The following is a 19,749-nucleotide window of genomic DNA, read 5'->3' on the forward strand; positions in this document are numbered from 1 at the left end:
TCAAAAATATAGTCAGCCAAAATGGAAATTCGCTTTCATTTTATAAGATTTTTTCTGTTTTATCCACTTGGAGGCTGCGGTAACAGTTCATTAATAAAAAAACATAAAAAAAGATGAAAGCATATTTATGCTTTCATCCTTTATTTCCCTACTGGACCAATGGCTTAAACATATCATACTGCCACGAGGTCTGTTGGGATTTTTGGGTCTGTATCAAGCAGGTCGAATTGGTCCCCGACTTTGATCCCTTTGGATTCCAAAGTCTGAGAAACGCTCATCCGGGCCAAGTCTTTCATGTTATTATCTTTACTCAGGTGAGCGAGATAAATGCTCTTTGTCTGGTCACCGAATACCTCGCTCATGGCAATGGCTGCATCCTCGTTGGAAACATGTCCTACATCGCTCAGGATACGGCGCTTGATGCTCCAAGGGTATCGGCACATCCTAAGCATGTCCACATCATGGTTGCTTTCGAACACATACGTATTGGCGTTGGAAATAATCCCTTTCATACGGTCACTGACATAGCCTGTATCGGTTACCAGAACTAATTTTCTTCCTTCATGATGGAAAGTATAGAACATCGGTTCAGCTGCATCATGGGACACACCGAATGATTCAATGTCCAGGGATCCAAAGGATTGGACTTTTTCCATGCCGAATTCAAACTTTTGGTCCAATGGGACATTTCCGATTAAAGGATCCATCGCTTTCCACGTTTTTTCATTTGCATAGACTGGCAGACCATATTTTCTGGCCAGTATGCCGATCCCTTTTATATGATCACTGTGCTCATGTGTCACAAGGAGTCCCGTTAAATCTTTTATATTCCGATCAATTTTTTGAAACAACGCTTCCATTTGCTTTCCGCTCAGGCCAGCATCCACTAGGAATGAGTTCTGGTCTGTTTCCACATAAATGGCATTCCCCGTACTTCCGCTGGCAAGTACACTAAAATGCATAGACATTTCTCTCACTCCAGTAATTCTTTTTCTGTGTTGTTAAACTCTATAATATTTCCTTCAAATGCATTAACGAAAAGGTGGTGTTTATCTTCATCTTTTGACACAGTAAAATGCCACGCAGGTGCTAACACTTGTCTCTCGGCTTCCGGTACAAGCGTGTAATACCCGATTTCAGGGGTACCTATTGTACTTTCTGAAGGTAACTTTTCTTTATCATAAAGAGTCTCTAATGCTTGTAAAGGCGTAATCACCGATTTCTTATCGGGGATTTCTTCAAAGTCGGTCATTAACGTCTGTGTGTAGGAGACAATTTGCCGATCCTCATTGTAGTAAATAGCCAATTCCCCGTTGATATTTTTATATAAGGTTTTTCCCTCATAAGTCTGGTAATACAAGATCCTTTGCTGCTCTTCATCAATTTCCCAGAAAGTATATGAATCACCATGCAGGACATTTTTGTCTATAAAGTCATTAAGTTCTTCAGAGTTGAACTTTTCACTTAATACGTATTTGCCGTCTTCAAGCTTGGAGGAAATGGTTGTAGAACCGATAATCTCAACAGATTGATCCTTCAGCTCTTTGATTTCCTCCTCCGTGAATGCTTTGGTGATGGCATTCAAGTAAGGCTGTTTTTCGGGATCCTTAGAAAGAGGCTGTTCATAACTGATATTATCTATTTTCAGCTTGTCTTCAAGCTTGGCCTCACCAAGGAAATCGTACTGATTTTCATTATACTTGTTAATGAAGAGGGTTAAAAGGAAAATATCCAAAATCAGAAAGACAATGATAAAGATGGTTTTGGTCTTACTCCAATCCAAGAGGAACCCTCCCCTCATCTTCTGGCTGGAATCTGATCCAGGCCCCTGCATACTTATAGTACCAGGCAGGCTCAAGTTCAGCGAGTCCTTGTACAGTATTTGCAAGCTTGAAACCAGGGATGATATCTTCAATCTGCTCTGTATTGATATTATCCTGTAAAAGAAGTTCAAGTACATCTCTGCCTGATGGGAGCGTGACGCTCTTGGTGTCTTGAGTCATGGCCTCCAAGCTAATATAAGGCCTTGAGTATTTGAATACATTCACTTTTCCAAGGACCACTGAGTACTCAGACATCCCGCTTTCATTAAATACAGGAAGGTCATGAATGAACATCCGGTATTGGACAAGCCGCTGCGGCTTATTCACGCTGAAATAGCGGAAGGAGGAGATATCACTCGGCCATCCGCCGTGATCATTGATGAAGCTGCTTGTCTGGGTAATTAAATTAGTAATACTCGCTTCTCCTTCAGCCTCTTCTTCGATATTGACAAAAGAAAAAGTCTTATTATTTGTATTTACCCTCATTAAACTGGAATCATCATTGTATTCATCTCCAATATTCGTCAACTCATGGCTGACCAAATTGGGTTCACTAAATAAGGCGTCAACGAATTTTTCCACTGAATCAGGAGAGGTGACATACGAATAGCTGTTCATATCCAAAGAGTTTTCCGGAAGGTATATTCTGCGGCCCTCTGTCGGGTCATAAGCAAAATACTCGGGATGCTGTAATGATTTATTGACAAAATTGTCTTTAAACGTCTGCAGCGCCGAGTTATCAATCCGGCTTTCAAAAACGCGTTGATCTGAATAGGAAACAAAATATACAGCTCCAAAGTCGGCCGACTCCGTAGTAGTCTTCACGATAATACGATCAAAAGGCTCTGCCGGCAGGTCAGTATCCTTGAATTTCAATACATTCTTATAAACATCAAAGGTAACGAAATCTGGAAAAATGAGTTCAACCCTGTCTCTTCCATGGACCAGCTGCTTAAATTCATCATCCGTCAGCATTCTCGTAATATCTGTGACTCCGTAAATATTCCAGGCAGACATTTGATTGATCATTTTTTCAATCTCATAGGTTCTCTGTGTACCGTATGTTTTTTCATTTCTATGATAGAGCAGTTTATATGGAAGAAAGACTTCCTCTATTTCCTTTTTAGCCTTGATGACAATATCCTCGGTTAGATTGTTCTCTTCAATCGGCTCCAAGCTCGGCTGGTAAGTCCATAGGTTCCAAGTTAAAAAAATACTGGAAACGACAAGCACTGTCAGGGTTATTGATTTAATTTGTTCGTATTTCATAGCCATTCATCCTCTAAGGTACTGTCATAAGGAAGTGAAAATGAAATGGTCGTTCCTTTTCCTTCCTTACTATCAGCCCATATTGTACCTCCATGGGCCAGTATCATCTCTTTAGCAATGGCAAGTCCCAAACCGGTACCTCCCATTTGTCTCGAACGGGCTTTATCCACTCGATAGAAACGTTCAAAAATCTTGGTCAAATTATCCTGTGGAATACCAAGACCTTGATCAGATACACTGACGACAATCATACCTTCTTTTTCTTCGGTTACATTGAAAGTGATCAAGCCGCCCTCAGGCGAATACTTCAACGCATTGGAAATGATATTATCAAGAACCTGAGTCAATTTATCTTTATCAATCTCTACAAAAAGCGCTTTTTCAGGCAGCTGCCGTTTGAAAGTTACATTTTGATTCTTCGACATTTCAAAGCGGTCGATGATCTGGTGGAAGAAGGCGGTAAATTCAATCCATTCTTTATTGAAACGATAATCCTTGCTGTCCATTTTAGAAAGCTGAAGCAAATCATTTACAAGCCGGATCATGCGCTCCGTTTCATTCTGGGTAACATCCAAAAAGCGCGGAGCAATCTCTTCATCCTGCCACGCCCCTTCCGCTAAAGCTTCCAAATAGCTTCTCATCGTCGTTAGTGGCGTCCTTAATTCATGCGAAACATTGGACACGAAATCTCTTCGTTCCATATCAATCTTTTCCTGCTCGGTAATATCATGAAGTACCGTTATAATTCCATTTACAAAACCAGTTTCTTTTTGAATGACGGAGAAATTCGCCCTTAAAATATAGGGCTGTTCTTTCGTGCTGTAGTCCAGAATAATTGAATCCTGCTCATTTGATAAATCTTCAAAAGTATAATCCTCATCTAAACCTAAAAGTGAAACAAGCGGCTGAGACAGGACTGTTTCACGTGAAACATTCAGCATTTTAGCAGCAGGGTCATTAATCAAGATGACTCTGCCTTTACGGTCCGTGGCAATAACACCATCAGTCATATAAGAGAGGACAGATGATAACTTTCTTCTTTCGCCTTCTGTAGTAGCCTGTGCTTCCTGAAGCCTTTTGGTTAGATTGTTAAAGGTGATGGCAAGCTGGCCGATTTCATCATATCCATAAACCTTAACTTTCCTGGAGAAATTTCCTTTTGCCATCGCAAGGGCCTGCTTTCTCATATCCGAAATCGGCCTTGTGACTGTTTGGCCTAAAAGGACGCCGAGAATAGCGGTGATAACCAGGGCAATTGCTGTTCCAGTAGCAAAGATTTCATTTATTTCCTCAAGCTGCTGATAAACATTTTCTATCTTTGCTATAAGGTAAATGGCCCCAATCTCTTCCTTTCCGTTATTGATTGGAGAGGTATACACCCAAATTCGATTACCTGTCTCGTCATCAAGAAATAACTCATCAATTGGTGTACCTGTAGCCAGTACCCTTTTCACCATCGTATGTGTATCACGCTGGCCTACTGTGTCCAGGTTATCTTCTCTCGATGAACCGAGAATACGGAACTTGCTGTCGATGACCCTGACCTCGGATACATCAGACCCTCTAAAATCTCTAAGGATCCGATCTATATCTGTTTCAAGTTCCATATCTTTGTCTGTTCTTTCTTTAAGCATTTCTTCCTTCAGATTATATTTTAAAAAGCTTACATTCTCTTTAATATTACTTGTAAAATTCGTAATGAGCTTATCCTCCAGCTCGCGTACAAAGTACACTCCTATGATTTGCATAGCCAGAAGGATAAGCAGGACATAAATCAAGACAAACTTTAAGTGTATTGAACGGGTGATGCCTACTTTCTTCATCTAATTACTCCTGTTCTGGGTTGCGGAGATAGTAGCCGACTCCTCTTCTGGTTACAATCCAATTTGGATGGCTCGGATTATCTTCTATCTTTTCACGAAGACGCCTTACCGTAACATCCACTGTACGTACATCTCCGTAATAGTCATATCCCCAAACGGTTTGCAATAAGTGCTCACGCGTCATAACTTGTCCGATATGCTTGGCAAGATAATGAAGCAATTCGAATTCACGATGAGTAAGTTCGATTGTCTCTCCCCTTTTGGAGACGATGTACGCATCTGGATGAATGACCAATGAACCTACAGCAATCTCATTCGTGCCTTCTTCATCCACCTGCTGGGCAGCCCCGTGCTGGTGTCTGCGAAGATTCGCTTTCACACGGGCAATCAGTTCCCTTGTGCTGAATGGTTTCGTTACGTAATCATCAGCACCCAATTCCAGGCCAAGTACTTTATCAATTTCTGAATCTTTAGCAGTCAGCATGATGATCGGCATTTCATATTTCTTTCTGATTTCACGGCACACTTCCATTCCATCGCGATTCGGAAGCATGATATCCAGTAACACTAGATCAGGCTTCACTTCTTCAGCCATTTTCACAGCTTCATCGCCATCATATGCACAGTGAACCTCATAACCTTCTTTCTTTAAATTGAACTGTAATATATCCGCAATCGGTTTTTCATCATCAACTACAAGTATCTTTTTATCCATAGTCCCTATTCTCCTTTATCGAATGAACTTTTATTTCAATGATTATTGTGTAAAGAAGCTGCATTATCAACTTTCCGGGTTGTTTCTAATTTATCATTTTCTAAGGTTTAATTCATCTTTTATCTGGAATTAGAATGGTTTTGTCTCTATATTGTAATCTTTCCCTAACAAGGGGTTTATAGACTTTATCTCCCGGGGAATATAAAGAAAACGCCTCTGAGCCGTTTGGGCCAGAGGCATGAAATTAATTTGAAATTGATTCTTGAGGTTAATAGAGGCTTAAAGGATTGACCAATGAACCATTTTTATATACTTCCAAATGAAGATGTACGCCAGTCGATTGCCCAGTCTGCCCCATAACACCGATGGATGATCCGGCAGACACCGTTTGTCCTGCTGAAACACTAATGCTGCTCAAGTGGGCGTATACAGAGCGGTAGCCGTTGTTATGGTCAATGACAACCTTATTCCCGTAACCGCCTGAGTCCCAGCCAGCGGAAACAACTGTCCCGTTGTCAATGGCTTTGATTGTCAGGTTGTTCGGACGGGCAATATCGATTCCCTTATGCATATGGCCCCAGCGCTGTCCTACTTTGGAAGATACATATCCACCATTTGTCGGCCATACAAAGCTGCCTGAACCCCTTGAAGGAGTCACTTTTGTTCCTTTGATCACAATATATTTGACAGGCTCCTTTGTTACGTTTTCTTCTGTAACAGTACGGTTAACCTGAACACCATTTTCTTCTTTCGTACGGTAAGTGATGGCCTTTTCTCCATCCTGTCCTTCCTGCTTGACCTTGATATCACCTTTATTCATGGAAGAGTCTTCAATCACTTCTTTTTCATAGGCAATGGCCTCAACAGCAGATTGCTCTCTTTCAACTGTTACATGGACAAGAGGCTTATAAACTGTTACGTTGATTTCCTGATCGATTTGAAGGAGGCTGTCCTCTTTCATTCCAGGATTCAGCTCGAGTAACTTCCCTGATGTAAGGTTATGTTTTTGGGCGATGCTTCCTAATACATCACCTTCTTGAACTTTATACTTCTTCTCTTCAAGAGTGCCCTTTAACAGGAAGTCCACTGCTTCATCTGCAGACAGGATTTCGTCCGGTGCCGCTTTTGTTTCTTCAAACTTAGCTTCTTCAGAGAGTTTAACTGAAAGCAGCTTGGAATCTTCATTGGAATCAGGAGTTCCTTCTTCCAACTCTTTCAATTCTTCCTCTGAAACAAACTTCAGCTTCAACTTTTTCAATGTCAGTTCAGCTTCCTGCTGACTCTTGACGAGTACTGACGGCTTACCGCCAACTGAGATGGAAACAGCCTTTGCTTTGGCTTCCACAGACTCGGTCAATTGTTCAATAACCGCTTCATTCGCTGCAGTTGTCCTGAAGACTTGTTCAGGAATGAAAGATACGTTTTGAGCAAGCTCAAGTTCGATGGATTCGTATTTCTCTTCTTCAGCATCAAGCTTGCTTTCAATTGCCTTTTCAACAGCAGCTTTATCTGTTACAGAACCATAATATTCTTTCCCCATATAAACATGATAGACCGTCTTTAATTCGGAATCATCGTTTGCGTAAGCTGATCCGAATGTAATCGCCGATAGTGCTAGTGCAGTCATTGCTGCTCTCTTGAAAAGTTTTGCTGATTTATGTATTAGTTTATTTGAACGTTCTTCTTTAGATGTTTGATTGGCATTTACCAAAGCCATTGGTCTTTCCTCCCAGCTAAAGACAAAGAAACTGAAAAACGATGAATATCTAGTCTCTTTTACCTAAAATATATGTATATTTCAAAATAGTACTTTACTAATCTACCATAAATCTGTCAATTAGAGAGAAACGTTTTCATAATGTAACATAATTGTATAATAAGTTACAAATTCTGCCTATTGAATGGGGTATCCTGTAGATTCTATGGATGGTTGAAAGGAGGTCAAAAGAATGAGGGAGTTTGTCCTAATTGGGAAGAACAAGGAAAAAGAAAAAAGCATCGCGAGAGTCATGTCATCGCAATGCTTTTTAGGTGATGGCTCAGGACGGAATCGAACCGCCGACACATGGATTTTCAGTCCATTGCTCTACCAACTGAGCTACTGAGCCATATGAGTTTCGGCTTCCGCTGAACTTCAAATCTCTGCGTCAGTTCCATCGCTCATATCCTCACGCACCTCCAGTGCGCTCCGGTATTCGCTCAGTCACTTCCTTGACCTTCTCGTTCATCGAAACCCTCTTAGTTTGGATTAGTATCCACTTAAAACATTTGTGAACCTTATAATATGTAGATGGCGGTCCGGACGGGACTCGAACCCGCGACCTCCTGCGTGACAGGCAGGCATTCTAACCAACTGAACTACCGGACCATGGATTTTTGCTGACAAGCAAAATATCCTACCTTAAAGTAAGGAATGAATACTACTTGTCAAAATATCTATCCTTAATGTAAGGAGTAGAAATTTTTAAGACTTGATAAAGTCTGCTGTGCAACAGAAGCTCAATGCTTCGCTTCGCTGCGCGACTTTAAGGATGTTTATTTACTCCACTTCGTTTCGTAAAAACTTGGTGACCCCTACGGGATTCGAACCCGTGTTACCGCCGTGAAAGGGCGGTGTCTTAACCGCTTGACCAAGGGGCCGGCTTATTGGAGCAACGAAGATAATAGTATCACAGGAATTATAGTTTAGGCAATAACTTTTTTAAAAATAATGTCGAAAAGTTTACTTTTATGACAGTATTTGAGGAACTGGTTAGTGATCGGATGGTTTTCAATTATCAAGATGTATTAATTCAGACCATTTTACGGGATTTTTTGCCCATTATGTTAATATGGTAGAAAAAAGAAGGAGGTGTGATTAGTGACCATTTTTTTGAGATTTTTGAAGAAGATCTCCAAAATGGATTTCAGTGTGATCTTACTGCTTTCTATTGCAATCGTCTTGATTGGGACATTTTCCATTCATTTACTTGAACCGGAAACGTTTCCTACTCTTTTTGAAGGTTTTTGGTGGACCATGACCACATTGACGACTGTCGGATATGGTGATTACTCTCCAATGACGGTGGAAGGCCGGATTTTGGGTGTTTTTCTTTTCATCTTTGGGATTGGTATTTTAGGGTTGCTGATCAGTAAGATCATGGATGTGCTGGCAACCTACCACACGTTAAAAAGGGAGGGAAAGCTTGTGTATAAGAATAAAGGACACTTTGTTTATATCGGTTGGTCCACGAGAACGGAGAGAGCCATAAAAGAAGTTCTGGCTAATAGGAGTGATAAAGAAGTCGTGTTGATCGATCAATTGGACTCATCACCATTTTCACATGATCAGGTTCACTTCATTAGCGGGGACCCATCGGATGAAGAAGTGCTTAAGAAAGCAAATGTATTGGAATCTGACCGTGTTGCGATATTTTCTGATATGAGTATCACAAAGCCAGTGCTTGCGGATGGAAAAACTTTGTTGATTGCTTCAGCTGTGGAGGCTCTATCCAAAAAACATAACGCGAATATCCACTCAGTTGTAGAGGTGATGGAAGAGAAGAATATCCCTTTGTTTAATCATATCGATGTGGATGATTTTATCTTATCCAATGATTCTGTTTCTCTTTTGATGGCTAAAGCAACCTTACAGCCTGGCACGACTGGTTTATTCAGACAGCTTTTAAGCAAGAGATTCGGAAAGAACATACATGAATTCACCCCGTTATCAGAATGGAAGACCTATAAAGATGCTTCTCAAGCTCTATTTGATGGAGGAGCTGTTTTGATCACAGTCAATGAGGACATGGATTTCAGCCATGCAGCTGAAAAGAAGCTCCAGAAAGAAGATATCCTATACATAATTTGCGATGACGAGGTATATCAAAAGTTGAATAAGAGAACAGCTCAATAAATAAAAAAGCTTGAGGACATCGATCCTCAAGCTTTTTGGTTTAAATTCAGCTCCATACACTTCTGACTACGTTCGTTTGAGAACGGTCAGGTCCCACTGAGAAAATAGACAATGGAATGCCTGTCAGCTGGGAAACACGCTCAAGGTAATGGCGTGCATTGGCAGGCAGTTCGCCTAATGTTTTGCAGCCTGTAATGTCCTCTGTCCAGCCTGGAAGCTCTTCATATACAGGTTCACATTCTGCAAGGATATTCAGGTTTGCCGGGAACTCATTGATGACTTCGCCCTTATATTTATAGGCCGTACAGATTTTAAGTGTTTCAATACCTGTTAGAACATCAATGGAATTAAGGGAAAGGTCTGTCATTCCGCTCACACGGCGGGCATGTCTTACGACTACACTGTCAAACCAGCCTACACGGCGTGCACGGCCTGTTGTTGTACCGTATTCCCGTCCGACTTCACGGATTTGATCTCCAATCTCATTGTTAAGTTCTGTTGGGAATGGTCCGTCTCCAACACGAGTTGTATAGGCTTTAGATACACCCACAACGTGAGAGATCTTTGTCGGTCCTACACCAGAACCGATTGTCACGCCGCCCGCTACAGGGTTTGAAGATGTTACGAATGGATATGTTCCTTGATCGATATCAAGCATGACGCCTTGGGCACCTTCAAACAGGACCCGGCGGCCTTCATCAAGCGCATCGTTCAATACGACAGATGTATCGCACACATATTGTTTGACTTGTTGGCCATATTCATAATATTCATCAAGGATTTCATCGAGTGTGAACCCGTCTGTTTCATAAAAACGCTCTAATAAGCGGTTCTTTTCTTCAAGATTTCTTGTCAATTTTTCTTTGAAAGATTCATAATCAAGCAAATCGGCGATCCGGATTCCGTTACGTGCAGCTTTGTCCATATAAGCCGGCCCGATTCCTTTTTTGGTCGTACCGATTTTATTGGCACCTTTACGCTCTTCTTCAACTTCATCCAATTTCAAATGATAAGGCAGGATGACATGCGCACGGTTGCTGATACGCAGGTTATCCGTCGTGATGTTCCGGTCATGAAGATATTTCAGTTCTTTTACAAGAGCTTTTGGATCGACAACCATTCCGTTTCCGATCACGGATGTTTTTTCTTTGTAGAAAATTCCTGATGGAATCAAATGCAATTTATAAGTTTCGCCATCGAATTTGATTGTATGTCCTGCGTTATTTCCGCCTTGATATCGTGCAATTACCTCAGCATTCTCTGAGAGGAAGTCAGTAATCTTTCCTTTACCTTCGTCTCCCCACTGTGTTCCAACTACTACTACTGAAGACATTAAAAGCACCTCCGCTAGGGTTAATTAATCGTTCTCTTATCAAACATCACTATTTTATCAGCATAAAGATAGCAAAGTCAATGAAAACACGAACATTATTTATGTATTATATTTTATTTGTTCGTAAAAATATTTTTCTAGTTCTTACTGTTAGTTTGCGAAAAGAAAAGGAAAGCTATGACTGTTTTTTGGATTTTTCTAAGCAAATCTTTTTCAAAGAAGAGTGGTTTAAGATGCCTTGACTGATATCACTGGAATATAGATTGAATCTCCCTCTATAATCCTGTGTTTAGCCTGGATTCACACAATTACAGAATGGATCGTCTTCTATAATCCCGTGATTAGCCTGGAATTACACCATTATAGATTGAATCGCCTTCTATAACCCCCTGTTTAGCCTGGATTCACACCACTATAGAATGAATCGTCTTCTATAATCCCCTGTTTAGCCTGGATTCACACCATTATAGATTGAATCTCCCTCTATAACCCCCTGTTTAGCCTGGATTCACACCATTATAGATTGGATCGTCTCCTATAATCCCCTAAATAACCAAGAAACACCTATTATGAATCAAGTTGTCTCCTATAATCCTCTGATAAACTCAAAAAAGTCTGTCCTCTCTTAATCCGAATCCCAGTTGACCAGCACGACAGAAGAAAATACAAAAAAGAGCCGGGGAAAAATCCCCGACTCTTTATGCACCAGGCGGAACACCTGCATCATCATATCGTCTTTCAAGATTGACGAACTTATTATACTCTTTAACGAATGCGAGAGATACTGTTCCAACCGGGCCGTTACGCTGCTTGGCGATAATGATTTCTATGATGTTCTTATTCTCTGATTCTTTGTCATAGTAATCATCACGGTATAAGAAGGCAACGATATCGGCATCCTGCTCGATACTTCCCGATTCACGGATATCGGACATCATCGGGCGTTTATCTTGTCTTTGCTCAACTCCACGTGAAAGCTGGGAAAGGGCAATGACAGGTACTTCCAATTCACGGGCCAACCCTTTTAGGGAACGGGAAATTTCCGATACTTCCTGCTGACGGTTTTCGCCTGAGCGGCCGTTCCCCTGGATGAGCTGCAAGTAGTCGATCAGGATCATTCCAAGGCCGTTCTCCTGCTTAAGGCGGCGGCATTTGGAACGGATCTCCCCGATTTTGATACCAGGTGTGTCATCAATATAGATACCGGCATTTGAAAGGCTTCCCATGGCCATTGTCAGCTTGCGCCAATCTTCATCGGTCAGGGAACCTGTACGGAGGTTCTGGGCATTAATATTGCCTTCTGCGCAAAGCATACGCATTACGAGCTGCTCGGCACCCATCTCCAGACTGAAGATGGCCACATTTTCATCGGTTTTCGTGGCGACGTTCTGGGCGATGTTGAGGGCAAATGCCGTCTTACCAACAGAAGGACGGGCTGCGACAATGATCAGGTCATTTCGCTGGAATCCGGCTGTCATTTCATCCAGGTCGGCAAACCCTGTGGGGATCCCTGTAACATCTTCTGTACGGTTATGAAGAAGTTCAATATTGTCATAAGCACGGACCAGTACATCCTTGATATCGTGGAAAGCACCGGCATTTTTTCGCTGTGCGACTTCCATGATATTCTTCTCGGCTTCATTTAACAGGGCATCGACTTCATCTTCACGGGAATAACCATCCTGCGCGATGGTGGTCGCTGTGCGGATCAGCCTTCTAAGCAGGGATTTCTCTTCAACGATCCTGGCATAGTATTCAATGTTGGCGGCTGTCGGAACAGAACCGGCCAATTCACTTAAATAGGAAACTCCGCCAACATCCTCTAACTCTTTCATCGCAGAAAGTTCTTCGGTAACCGTGATCAGGTCAACGGCCTTGCCTGAGTCCCCAAGCTTCAGCATCACATTAAATATTTTCTGGTGGGAGCTGCGATAGAAATCCTCGGGAATGAGCGATTCCGAAGCTTGTGTCATAGCACTCGGCTCCAAGAATATGGCACCAAGGACGGCCTGCTCGGCTTCTATATTTTGCGGTGGAACTTGATTGGATAATATCTCATTCATATAGTGTAAACCTCCAGAGAGAAGGATTCTTTTTCAATAGAAAAAATGTGACCGGTACAACCACCTGATCACATTTATATAAGTCTATTCTATTTTAACACGTTTTTCGGTAAAATCGATTTCCAATATTAGTTTTCTTCGATAACATGTACTTTTAAAGTTGCCGTTACATCTTGATGAAGCTTAACAGGTACATTTGTGTATCCCAATGAACGGATAGCATCATTCATCTCAATTTTTCTCTTGTCCACTTTGATTTTATGCTTTTTCTTCAACTCATCCGCAATCTGCTTGCTTGTGATAGAGCCGAACAGCCGGCCGCCTTCACCTGATTTAGCTTTCATCTCAACAGTAAGGTTTTCTAACGTTTCTTTTAATGTTTTTGCATCAGCCAATTCCTCTGCAGCCTGCTTCTTTTCTTTATTTTTCTGGCCTTCCAACTGGCTTACATTGGAGTTTGTTGCTTCTACAGCAAGGCCTTGTTTGATAAGGAAGTTATGTGCATAGCCATCTGCTACGTTCTTCACTTCACCTTTTTTTCCTTTTCCTTTTACGTCTTTAAGAAAAATTACTTTCATGATTCTTTTCCCCCTTCAAAGTATTCATCCAATACAACTTTAAGGCTGTCTTCGGCTTCCCCTACGGAAATGCCCGGCAGCTGTGTAGCCGCATTCGTTAAATGGCCTCCTCCTTGGAGGTTTTCCATGATGATCTGTACATTTACTTCCCCAAGAGACCTGGCACTGATGCCGACAAGGTCATCTTTTCTTTTCGAGATGACAAAGGAGGCTACTACTCCATCCATAGTAAGGAGAGTATCGGCTGCCTGCGCAATCAGTACAGGATCATAGATGACATTATCCTCACCTTTGGCGATTGCCACCCCATCGTAATAAAAGTCGACGGTTTCAATGAGTCTTGACCGTTTGATATAGGTTTCCACATCTTCCTTTAAGAACTTCTGGACAAGTACTGTATCCGCACCCTGCCCTCTTAGATAAGAGGCCGCATCAAAAGTTCTTGAGCCTGTCCTTAAGGTAAAGCTCTTCGTATCGACAATGATTCCCGCCAGTAATGCCGTGGCTTCCATCATTGATATTTTCTCATGCTTTGGCTGATACTCCAGTAATTCCGTCACAAGTTCGGCTGTAGAAGAAGCATATGGCTCCATATAGACGAGCAATGGATTTTTAATGAAATCCTCCCCGCGGCGGTGATGGTCGATGATGACCACTCTTTCAGCCCTTTGCAGAAGCCTTTCTTCTATGACAAGAGAAGGTTTATGGGTATCCACGACGACAAGCAATGTGTCATCTGTCATCAAATCCAATGCTGCTTCAGGCGTGATGAACCTCGAATGCAAATCAGGATTGGATTTAATTTCACCCATCAATCTTTTGACACCATTGTCAATTTCATTGAAATTAACAACGACATAGCCCTCTTTTTGGTTCATCTGTGCCACTTTTCGGACCCCGATTGCCGCACCAATGGCATCCATATCAGGATGCTTATGGCCCATCACGATGACTTTATCACTCTCCACCATCAGTTCCTTCAAGGCATGGGAAATGACCCTGGCCCGGACCCTTGTCCGTTTTTCCATTGGGTTGGTTTTCCCGCCGTAGAATTTCACTTTTCCGTTCGGCTGTTTGATGGCCACCTGATCCCCGCCTCGTCCCAGAGCAAGGTCTAAGCTTGATTGGGCAAGGGTTCCAAGTTCAGGAAGGGTGGAGACTCCTGTCCCGACACCTAAGCTGAGGGTAAGCGGAACATTCTGTTTGGACGTAGTATCTCTGACATCATCCAAGATGGAGAATTTCTCTTTTTCCAGCTGCTGCAGGATTTTTTCATTAAAAACCGCAATAAACCTCTCTGAGGAAATTCTCTTTAACAGGACACCGGATTCTTTTGCCCACTTATTTAGGATGGAGGTTACCATGCTGTTCAAACTGCTCCGTGTCTGGTCATCCATTCCCTGAGTAAGTTCGTCATAGTTATCCAGAAAAATAATGGCGATGGCTGTTCGTTCTTCTTCATATTGTTTCTCGATTTCAGTCTGTTCGGTTACATCAAAGAAATAGAGGAGCCTTTCCTCAAGCTTTAAGATGACCCGGAATTTGCGGTCATTCAGTGTAACGACTTCAGTATCCACTTCCTGCTTAATCAATGGAACAACCGAATCAGCGACATCATATAGTGACCGTCCTACCAGGGTATCTTCATTGAAACAAGATGCCATGAACGGATTGGTCCACTCGATATAATAATCATCATTAATGAGCATAATCCCGATCGGCATCTCCATTAACGCTTCTTCTCCGACCCTTTTCAAGCGATAGGAGAGAGTGGAGATGTATTCCTCAGTTGATTGATAGGTTTTCTTTTCATAATAGAATGCGATATAAAATACGCTGGCCAGCAGGATGAACCCGGTAACAGCGATCCACCAATTGTACAGGGCTGTGGCACCCAGCACCAAGACAGAAACAGCTGCAAGTCCGTACAGCGGATATCTGACCAATCGTTTTTTATAATTAGATGGCATGTTTTCAGCTCCTCAAATAAGAATACTAACCTTATGACTTACGTTGAAGGCGCTGTCTAAGATCAAATCCTAAGTCAATTATACCTAAAATCCTCACCAAATTAACAAGCGGAAATGATAATACTGTGATTAAAATCAACAATCCCTTCGGCCATTTTTTCAAATGCGCGAAGAAATAAATAAATGAGAAGCCTTGAACAACCAACAACAGCTGAAGTACATAAAAAAGGTTATATAATGCCAAGTGAAGATATGTACCAATCTCAGGTTTTAAGACAATCATTAAAATTAATGTAATTAAATAATACCATACTATGCTTTGTGGAAGCTTCCAATTTCTGAAAGGAGGAAACTTGGCTGATTGAATGCCCAGTTTTTTCAGCAAAGGAAAGTTGACGCTGATGATGACGAACATTATCACAAAGGCCGTGGTCAGGAAGACTGTCGGTATCAATACCTCAGTCAGTTCCATGACAGTATGTATTTCATCAATGTTCTCTTGTGGAATGGGTTGGCCCAATCGCTCCGCAGTCTCCACAGCTTCCGTCATCAGGCTTCTGAACTGCTTTAACACATCTTCTATTAAATTCATATTCAACAGCAGGATAGAGACAACATATTGAATGACCATACTGATTAAAAACACAAAGCTTGATGCCAAGTAAATCGACATCTTGGATTTATCATTCTTGAGCATCCACCCTATTAAAATCCCTGTTATCCCGAATGAAAGGGTTAATGGGATGGTGACAAAGAAAGCCCCTGTCAATAATGAAATGACCGTTGCAGCCGCCAGCATTGTCAGCCCCGGCTTCAGCCCGTGCTTTTCGCTGTAAATGATAAAAGGGAGCACCAGAAAGAGAGTTGCAAACAAACTGATGAACGGAACATAAACGGACAATAACAGGAGAATAGTATATATTGCGAGCAATAATGCTCCTTCCGTAAGGATACGGGCGTTTTTCAAAAGGACACCCCACAATTCTTATCAAAAAATAAACACTATTAATTTTATCAGTTAATAGAAGACAGTTTCAATTCATTCACATTGATCTATGAATGTTCAAGCCCTTCTTGCAGAGTTGTTCCCAAAACTGCTGATGCACGGCCTCTTCAACAGTATAGCTAATAACCTCACTTTATAACCACCTCAGATAGGCCCTGGGGAAATAACTTCTCCTTGAAGAAAAAGTATCTCTAGATAAAAAAGAACAGCAGAGGATTCCCTGCTGTTCTTTCCTTTTATTATTCACCTACAACGTAAGGTAGTAGAGCCATTGTACGCGCGCGTTTGATAGCACGAGTAAGTCTGCGTTGATATTTAGCGCTAGTTCCTGTCACACGACGTGGAAGGATCTTTCCGCGCTCAGAGATGAATTTTTTTAGAAGATCTACATCTTTATAGTCGATGTGTGTAATTCCGTTTGAAGTGAAGTAACACACTTTACGACGTCTGCGTCCGCCTCTTCGCATTGCCATAGATAACGCCTCCTTGCATATTTATTTTGTATTTATAAGAAATTTAGAATGGAAGATCATCATCCGAAATGTCGATCGGCTGACCGTCATTTGCGAATGGGTCATTATCCACACGCGTATAGTTCTGGTTGTTGTTGTTATTATTGCGCTGATTCTGATCTTGACCATATGAATAGTCTTGTTGTTGTCTCTGACCGCCGCCATAATTACTGCCGCCACGTTCACCTTGGTATCCGGAACCGCCGCCTTGGCTGGAGTTCTTAGGCTCAAGGAATTGAACTGATTCGGCAACGACTTCAGTCATGAAGACACGTTTGCCATCCTGTCCCTCGAAGTTTCGAGTTTGAATGCGACCGTCAACTCCTGCGAGACTTCCTTTTTTCAAAAAGTTAGCCACGTTTTCGGCTGGACGACGCCAGACAACGCAATTAATAAAGTCCGCTTCACGTTCACCCTGCTGATTCGTAAAAGAACGATTCACTGCAAGTGTGAATGTTGCCACGGGCACCCCGTTAGGAGTGTATTTCAGTTCTGGATCCTTTGTTAAACGACCCACGAGTACAACTCGGTTCATCATCAGAATCAACCCCTTCCTTCCAACTTTTGTTTCACGTGAAACAAGTCAGAAGTTTTCGTTTTCAACAAACGGCTGGATTATTCTTCTTCTTTGATTACGATATGACGGATGATATCGTCAGAGATTTTAGCTAAACGGTCAAACTCAGAAACCGCTTCAGTGTTTGATTGGATTTTCACCAATTGGTAATATCCATCACGGAAGTCGTTGATTTCATAAGCTAAACGACGTTTACCCCACTCTTTAGACTCGACGATTTCAGCACCGTTAGAAGTTAAAACGTTATCGAAACGCTCAACTACTGATTTTTTAGTTTCATCATCAACGTTTGGACGGATGATGTACATAACTTCGTACTTTCTCATCTTCTAGTCACCTCCCTATGGTCTATGCGGCCCTTCTCGGCAGAAGAGCAAGGAGCAATATATTATTACTCACAAGTTAGAATTATATCATAGTGGACAGGCTAATGCAATAGAGCTTCCAAAAACCTTAATTCTACTTGAGATGTAGATTGATTTCCGCTGCAGTATGCCCGACTCCGCGGGGCGGGCGGTGAACTAAAAAGCGGAAGCGGCCGTTCAGTGCGTACGGATTGGAGGACTCTCGCATGAGATAAAGGAATCACGAAGAGCAAAGCGATACGATGATGACTTATCGCAAGGAGAGAGTCTGAAATCCGCTAGGCACTGGCCGCTGGAGCTGGATTCGCCTCCTCGGCTGCGCCTGCGGGGTCTCACCTGTCCCGCTATTCCCGCAGGAGATCGAGCATCCTTCCGCTCCAATCAAAAGAGTGTTGTTAATCATTGAATTTTACAATTAGAGACATCAATCCTGTTAGCTTAGATAAACCAACTGACTTTTTATAAGATAAAAAAAGCTGCTCCCGACGGTCAGGAACAGCTTTTGAGTTTATTAAATTAAACATTGAAGCGGAAGTGGATGACATCTCCGTCTTTTACTACGTAATCTTTTCCTTCGAGTCTTACTTTTCCGGCTTCACGTGCAGCTCCCATGGTTTGGTTGGCTACCAAGTCATCATATGAAACGGTTTCGGCACGGATGAATCCTTTTTCGAAGTCAGAGTGGATGATACCGGCACACTCAGGTGCTTTCATTCCCTGTCGGAATGTCCAGGCACGGACTTCCTGCACACCTGCTGTGAAGTATGTCGCCAGGCCAAGAAGGTCGTAAGCAGCACGGATCAACTGGTCCAAACCGGACTCCTCGATGCCAAGTTCTTCAAGGAACATTGCTTTTTCTTCATCATCAAGTTCAGCAATCTCTGATTCAATTTTTGCACAGACAACGATGACTTCTGCATTATCGCCTTTTGCAAATTCACGAACCTGCTGAACATATTCATTATCAGAAGGATCCGCGATATCATCTTCACTTACGTTGGCCACATAAAGGACAGGCTTGATTGTCAGAAGGTGAAGGCCTTTTACCACTTTCATCTGCTCATCAGTGAATTCAACTGTCCGGGCTGATCTGCCTTCTTCAAAAGCTTCTTTCAACTTCACAAGGATCTCATGTTCATATGCAGCCTCTTTATCTTTCTGCTTGGCCAGCTTTTGAACACGTGCAATTCGCTTATCGACAGATTCCAGGTCGGCAAGAATCAACTCAAGGTTGATGACCTCGATATCATCCAGCGGATTTACTTTTCCGGATACGTGTGTGATATTTTCATCAGCAAAGCAGCGCACTACCTGACAGATCGCATCTACCTGGCGGATGTGGGATAAGAATTTATTCCCAAGTCCTTCACCTTTACTCGCGCCTTTGACGATTCCGGCGATATCGGTAAATTCAAATGCAGTCGGTATCGTTTTCTTAGGTTCAACCAATTCAGTCAATTTATCAAGACGATAATCGGGAACCTCTACAATTCCAACGTTAGGGTCGATTGTACAGAAAGGATAGTTGGCAGACTCTGCTCCTGCCTTAGTGATTGCGTTAAATAGAGTTGATTTCCCAACATTCGGCAAACCAACGATTCCAGCTGTTAAAGCCATTTTGGTCACTCCTCATTAAATGGAACTATATTTATTCTGCCTAAACCGGCAGTAAGTGTCTAAAATTATTCAAACCTTTTCTAATTATAGGTTTTAAGTGATAGAAACACAAGTGGAGGGTGGGAGAAGAGTATTATTTCAGAAAAGCATGTTTGCCCGGGAAATAGCCTCATTGAATGGAATATTGTAGAACCAAAAAGAAA

General features: G+C 42.1%; 16 protein-coding genes and 3 tRNA genes. 1 reads left to right on the forward strand and 18 read right to left on the reverse strand.

What is annotated here, in order from left to right:
- Nucleotides 1-173: 173 nt before the first annotated feature.
- The 9 genes from ACOJQI_RS22635 to ACOJQI_RS22675 form a co-directional block, all read right to left on the reverse strand.
- Nucleotides 174-968: an MBL fold metallo-hydrolase gene (locus ACOJQI_RS22635; protein WP_421382396.1), complete on the reverse strand. Its 795-nt coding sequence runs from the start codon at nt 966-968 to the stop codon at nt 174-176.
- Between the two features lie 5 nt (nt 969-973).
- Nucleotides 974-1,783, reverse strand: coding sequence for a two-component system regulatory protein YycI (locus ACOJQI_RS22640; RefSeq protein WP_421382398.1), 810 nt, complete (start codon nt 1,781-1,783; stop codon nt 974-976).
- On the reverse strand, nt 1,770-3,092 hold the full coding sequence (locus ACOJQI_RS22645) for a YycH family regulatory protein (protein WP_421382400.1): 1,323 nt from the start codon (nt 3,090-3,092) through the stop codon (nt 1,770-1,772). The genes ACOJQI_RS22640 and ACOJQI_RS22645 overlap by 14 nt, the downstream gene beginning before the upstream one ends.
- Nucleotides 3,089-4,915: a cell wall metabolism sensor histidine kinase WalK gene (walK, locus tag ACOJQI_RS22650; protein ID WP_421382402.1), complete on the reverse strand. Its 1,827-nt coding sequence runs from the start codon at nt 4,913-4,915 to the stop codon at nt 3,089-3,091. The genes ACOJQI_RS22645 and walK overlap by 4 nt, the downstream gene beginning before the upstream one ends.
- Before the next feature lie 4 nt (nt 4,916-4,919).
- A complete protein-coding gene (yycF, locus tag ACOJQI_RS22655; protein ID WP_421382404.1) occupies nt 4,920-5,630 on the reverse strand; it encodes a response regulator YycF in 711 nt (236 codons plus the stop codon).
- A 268-nt stretch (nt 5,631-5,898) separates the two neighbouring features.
- Nucleotides 5,899-7,347: a peptidoglycan DD-metalloendopeptidase family protein gene (locus ACOJQI_RS22660; protein ID WP_421382406.1), complete on the reverse strand. Its 1,449-nt coding sequence runs from the start codon at nt 7,345-7,347 to the stop codon at nt 5,899-5,901.
- Nucleotides 7,348-7,665: 318 nt separating this feature from the next.
- Nucleotides 7,666-7,738, reverse strand: a tRNA-Phe gene (locus tag ACOJQI_RS22665).
- A 183-nt stretch (nt 7,739-7,921) separates the two neighbouring features.
- Nucleotides 7,922-7,998: transfer RNA gene (locus ACOJQI_RS22670), tRNA-Asp, on the reverse strand.
- Nucleotides 7,999-8,195: 197 nt separating this feature from the next.
- A tRNA-Glu gene (locus tag ACOJQI_RS22675) sits at nt 8,196-8,270 on the reverse strand.
- A 220-nt stretch (nt 8,271-8,490) separates the two neighbouring features.
- On the opposite strand from ACOJQI_RS22675, the gene ACOJQI_RS22680 reads away from it, so the two are divergent.
- Nucleotides 8,491-9,525, forward strand: a complete 1,035-nt coding sequence (locus ACOJQI_RS22680; RefSeq protein WP_421382408.1) for an ion channel — start codon at nt 8,491-8,493, stop codon at nt 9,523-9,525.
- A 46-nt stretch (nt 9,526-9,571) separates the two neighbouring features.
- Here the strand turns inward: ACOJQI_RS22680 and ACOJQI_RS22685 are convergent, their stop codons facing one another.
- The 9 genes from ACOJQI_RS22685 to ychF all read right to left on the reverse strand — a co-directional run bounded on the left by ACOJQI_RS22685 (nt 9,572) and on the right by ychF (nt 19,546).
- Nucleotides 9,572-10,858 carry an adenylosuccinate synthase gene (locus ACOJQI_RS22685; protein WP_421382410.1) on the reverse strand — a complete coding sequence of 429 codons (1,287 nt, stop codon included), beginning with the start codon at nt 10,856-10,858 and terminating at the stop codon, nt 9,572-9,574.
- A 698-nt stretch (nt 10,859-11,556) separates the two neighbouring features.
- On the reverse strand, nt 11,557-12,921 hold the full coding sequence (dnaB, locus tag ACOJQI_RS22690) for a replicative DNA helicase (RefSeq protein WP_421382412.1): 1,365 nt from the start codon (nt 12,919-12,921) through the stop codon (nt 11,557-11,559).
- A gap of 128 nt (nt 12,922-13,049) precedes the next feature.
- Entirely contained in the window at nt 13,050-13,499 is a 450-nt protein-coding gene (gene rplI / locus ACOJQI_RS22695) for a 50S ribosomal protein L9 (RefSeq protein WP_421382414.1), read from the reverse strand.
- Nucleotides 13,496-15,469, reverse strand: coding sequence for a DHH family phosphoesterase (locus ACOJQI_RS22700; protein WP_421382416.1), 1,974 nt, complete (start codon nt 15,467-15,469; stop codon nt 13,496-13,498). Before ACOJQI_RS22700 ends, rplI begins: the two co-directional genes overlap by 4 nt.
- 31 nt (nt 15,470-15,500) lie before the next feature.
- Nucleotides 15,501-16,436, reverse strand: coding sequence for a YybS family protein (locus tag ACOJQI_RS22705; protein ID WP_421382418.1), 936 nt, complete (start codon nt 16,434-16,436; stop codon nt 15,501-15,503).
- A 278-nt stretch (nt 16,437-16,714) separates the two neighbouring features.
- The gene (gene rpsR, locus ACOJQI_RS22710) at nt 16,715-16,948 is read right to left on the reverse strand and encodes a 30S ribosomal protein S18 (RefSeq protein WP_044022817.1); all 234 of its coding nucleotides are present in this window, start codon (nt 16,946-16,948) and stop codon (nt 16,715-16,717) included.
- A 43-nt stretch (nt 16,949-16,991) separates the two neighbouring features.
- Nucleotides 16,992-17,525: a single-stranded DNA-binding protein gene (gene ssb, locus ACOJQI_RS22715; protein WP_421382420.1), complete on the reverse strand. Its 534-nt coding sequence runs from the start codon at nt 17,523-17,525 to the stop codon at nt 16,992-16,994.
- A 77-nt stretch (nt 17,526-17,602) separates the two neighbouring features.
- Nucleotides 17,603-17,890 carry a 30S ribosomal protein S6 gene (rpsF, locus tag ACOJQI_RS22720; protein ID WP_421382422.1) on the reverse strand — a complete coding sequence of 96 codons (288 nt, stop codon included), beginning with the start codon at nt 17,888-17,890 and terminating at the stop codon, nt 17,603-17,605.
- A gap of 555 nt (nt 17,891-18,445) precedes the next feature.
- Complete coding sequence (ychF, locus tag ACOJQI_RS22725) at nt 18,446-19,546, reverse strand: redox-regulated ATPase YchF (RefSeq protein WP_421382424.1); 1,101 nt, start codon at nt 19,544-19,546, stop codon at nt 18,446-18,448.
- Nucleotides 19,547-19,749 lie beyond the last annotated feature (203 nt).

The sequence above is a fragment of the Bacillus salacetis genome, from assembly GCF_049177075.1.
Classification (GTDB): Bacteria; Bacillota; Bacilli; order Bacillales; family Bacillaceae_B; genus Rossellomorea; species Rossellomorea salacetis_A.

Bases quoted from the DNA above. Each gene is read 5' to 3' on its own strand.
- rplI (WP_421382414.1), bottom strand. From the start codon at position 13,499: ATGAAAGTAATTTTTCTTAAAGACGTAAAAGGAAAAGGAAAAAAAGGT.
- ACOJQI_RS22700 (WP_421382416.1), bottom strand. From the start codon at position 15,469: ATGCCATCTAATTATAAAAAACGATTGGTCAGATATCCGCTGTACGGA.
- dnaB (WP_421382412.1), bottom strand. From the start codon at position 12,921: ATGAATGAGATATTATCCAATCAAGTTCCACCGCAAAATATAGAAGCC.
- rpsR (WP_044022817.1), bottom strand. From the start codon at position 16,948: ATGGCAATGCGAAGAGGCGGACGCAGACGTCGTAAAGTGTGTTACTTC.
- ACOJQI_RS22685 (WP_421382410.1), bottom strand. From the start codon at position 10,858: ATGTCTTCAGTAGTAGTAGTTGGAACACAGTGGGGAGACGAAGGTAAA.
- walK (WP_421382402.1), bottom strand. From the start codon at position 4,915: ATGAAGAAAGTAGGCATCACCCGTTCAATACACTTAAAGTTTGTCTTG.
- rpsF (WP_421382422.1), bottom strand. From the start codon at position 17,890: ATGAGAAAGTACGAAGTTATGTACATCATCCGTCCAAACGTTGATGAT.
- ACOJQI_RS22635 (WP_421382396.1), bottom strand. From the start codon at position 968: ATGTCTATGCATTTTAGTGTACTTGCCAGCGGAAGTACGGGGAATGCC.
- ACOJQI_RS22645 (WP_421382400.1), bottom strand. From the start codon at position 3,092: ATGAAATACGAACAAATTAAATCAATAACCCTGACAGTGCTTGTCGTT.
- ssb (WP_421382420.1), bottom strand. From the start codon at position 17,525: ATGATGAACCGAGTTGTACTCGTGGGTCGTTTAACAAAGGATCCAGAA.
- yycF (WP_421382404.1), bottom strand. From the start codon at position 5,630: ATGGATAAAAAGATACTTGTAGTTGATGATGAAAAACCGATTGCGGAT.
- ACOJQI_RS22660 (WP_421382406.1), bottom strand. From the start codon at position 7,347: ATGGCTTTGGTAAATGCCAATCAAACATCTAAAGAAGAACGTTCAAAT.
- ychF (WP_421382424.1), bottom strand. From the start codon at position 19,546: ATGGCTTTAACAGCTGGAATCGTTGGTTTGCCGAATGTTGGGAAATCA.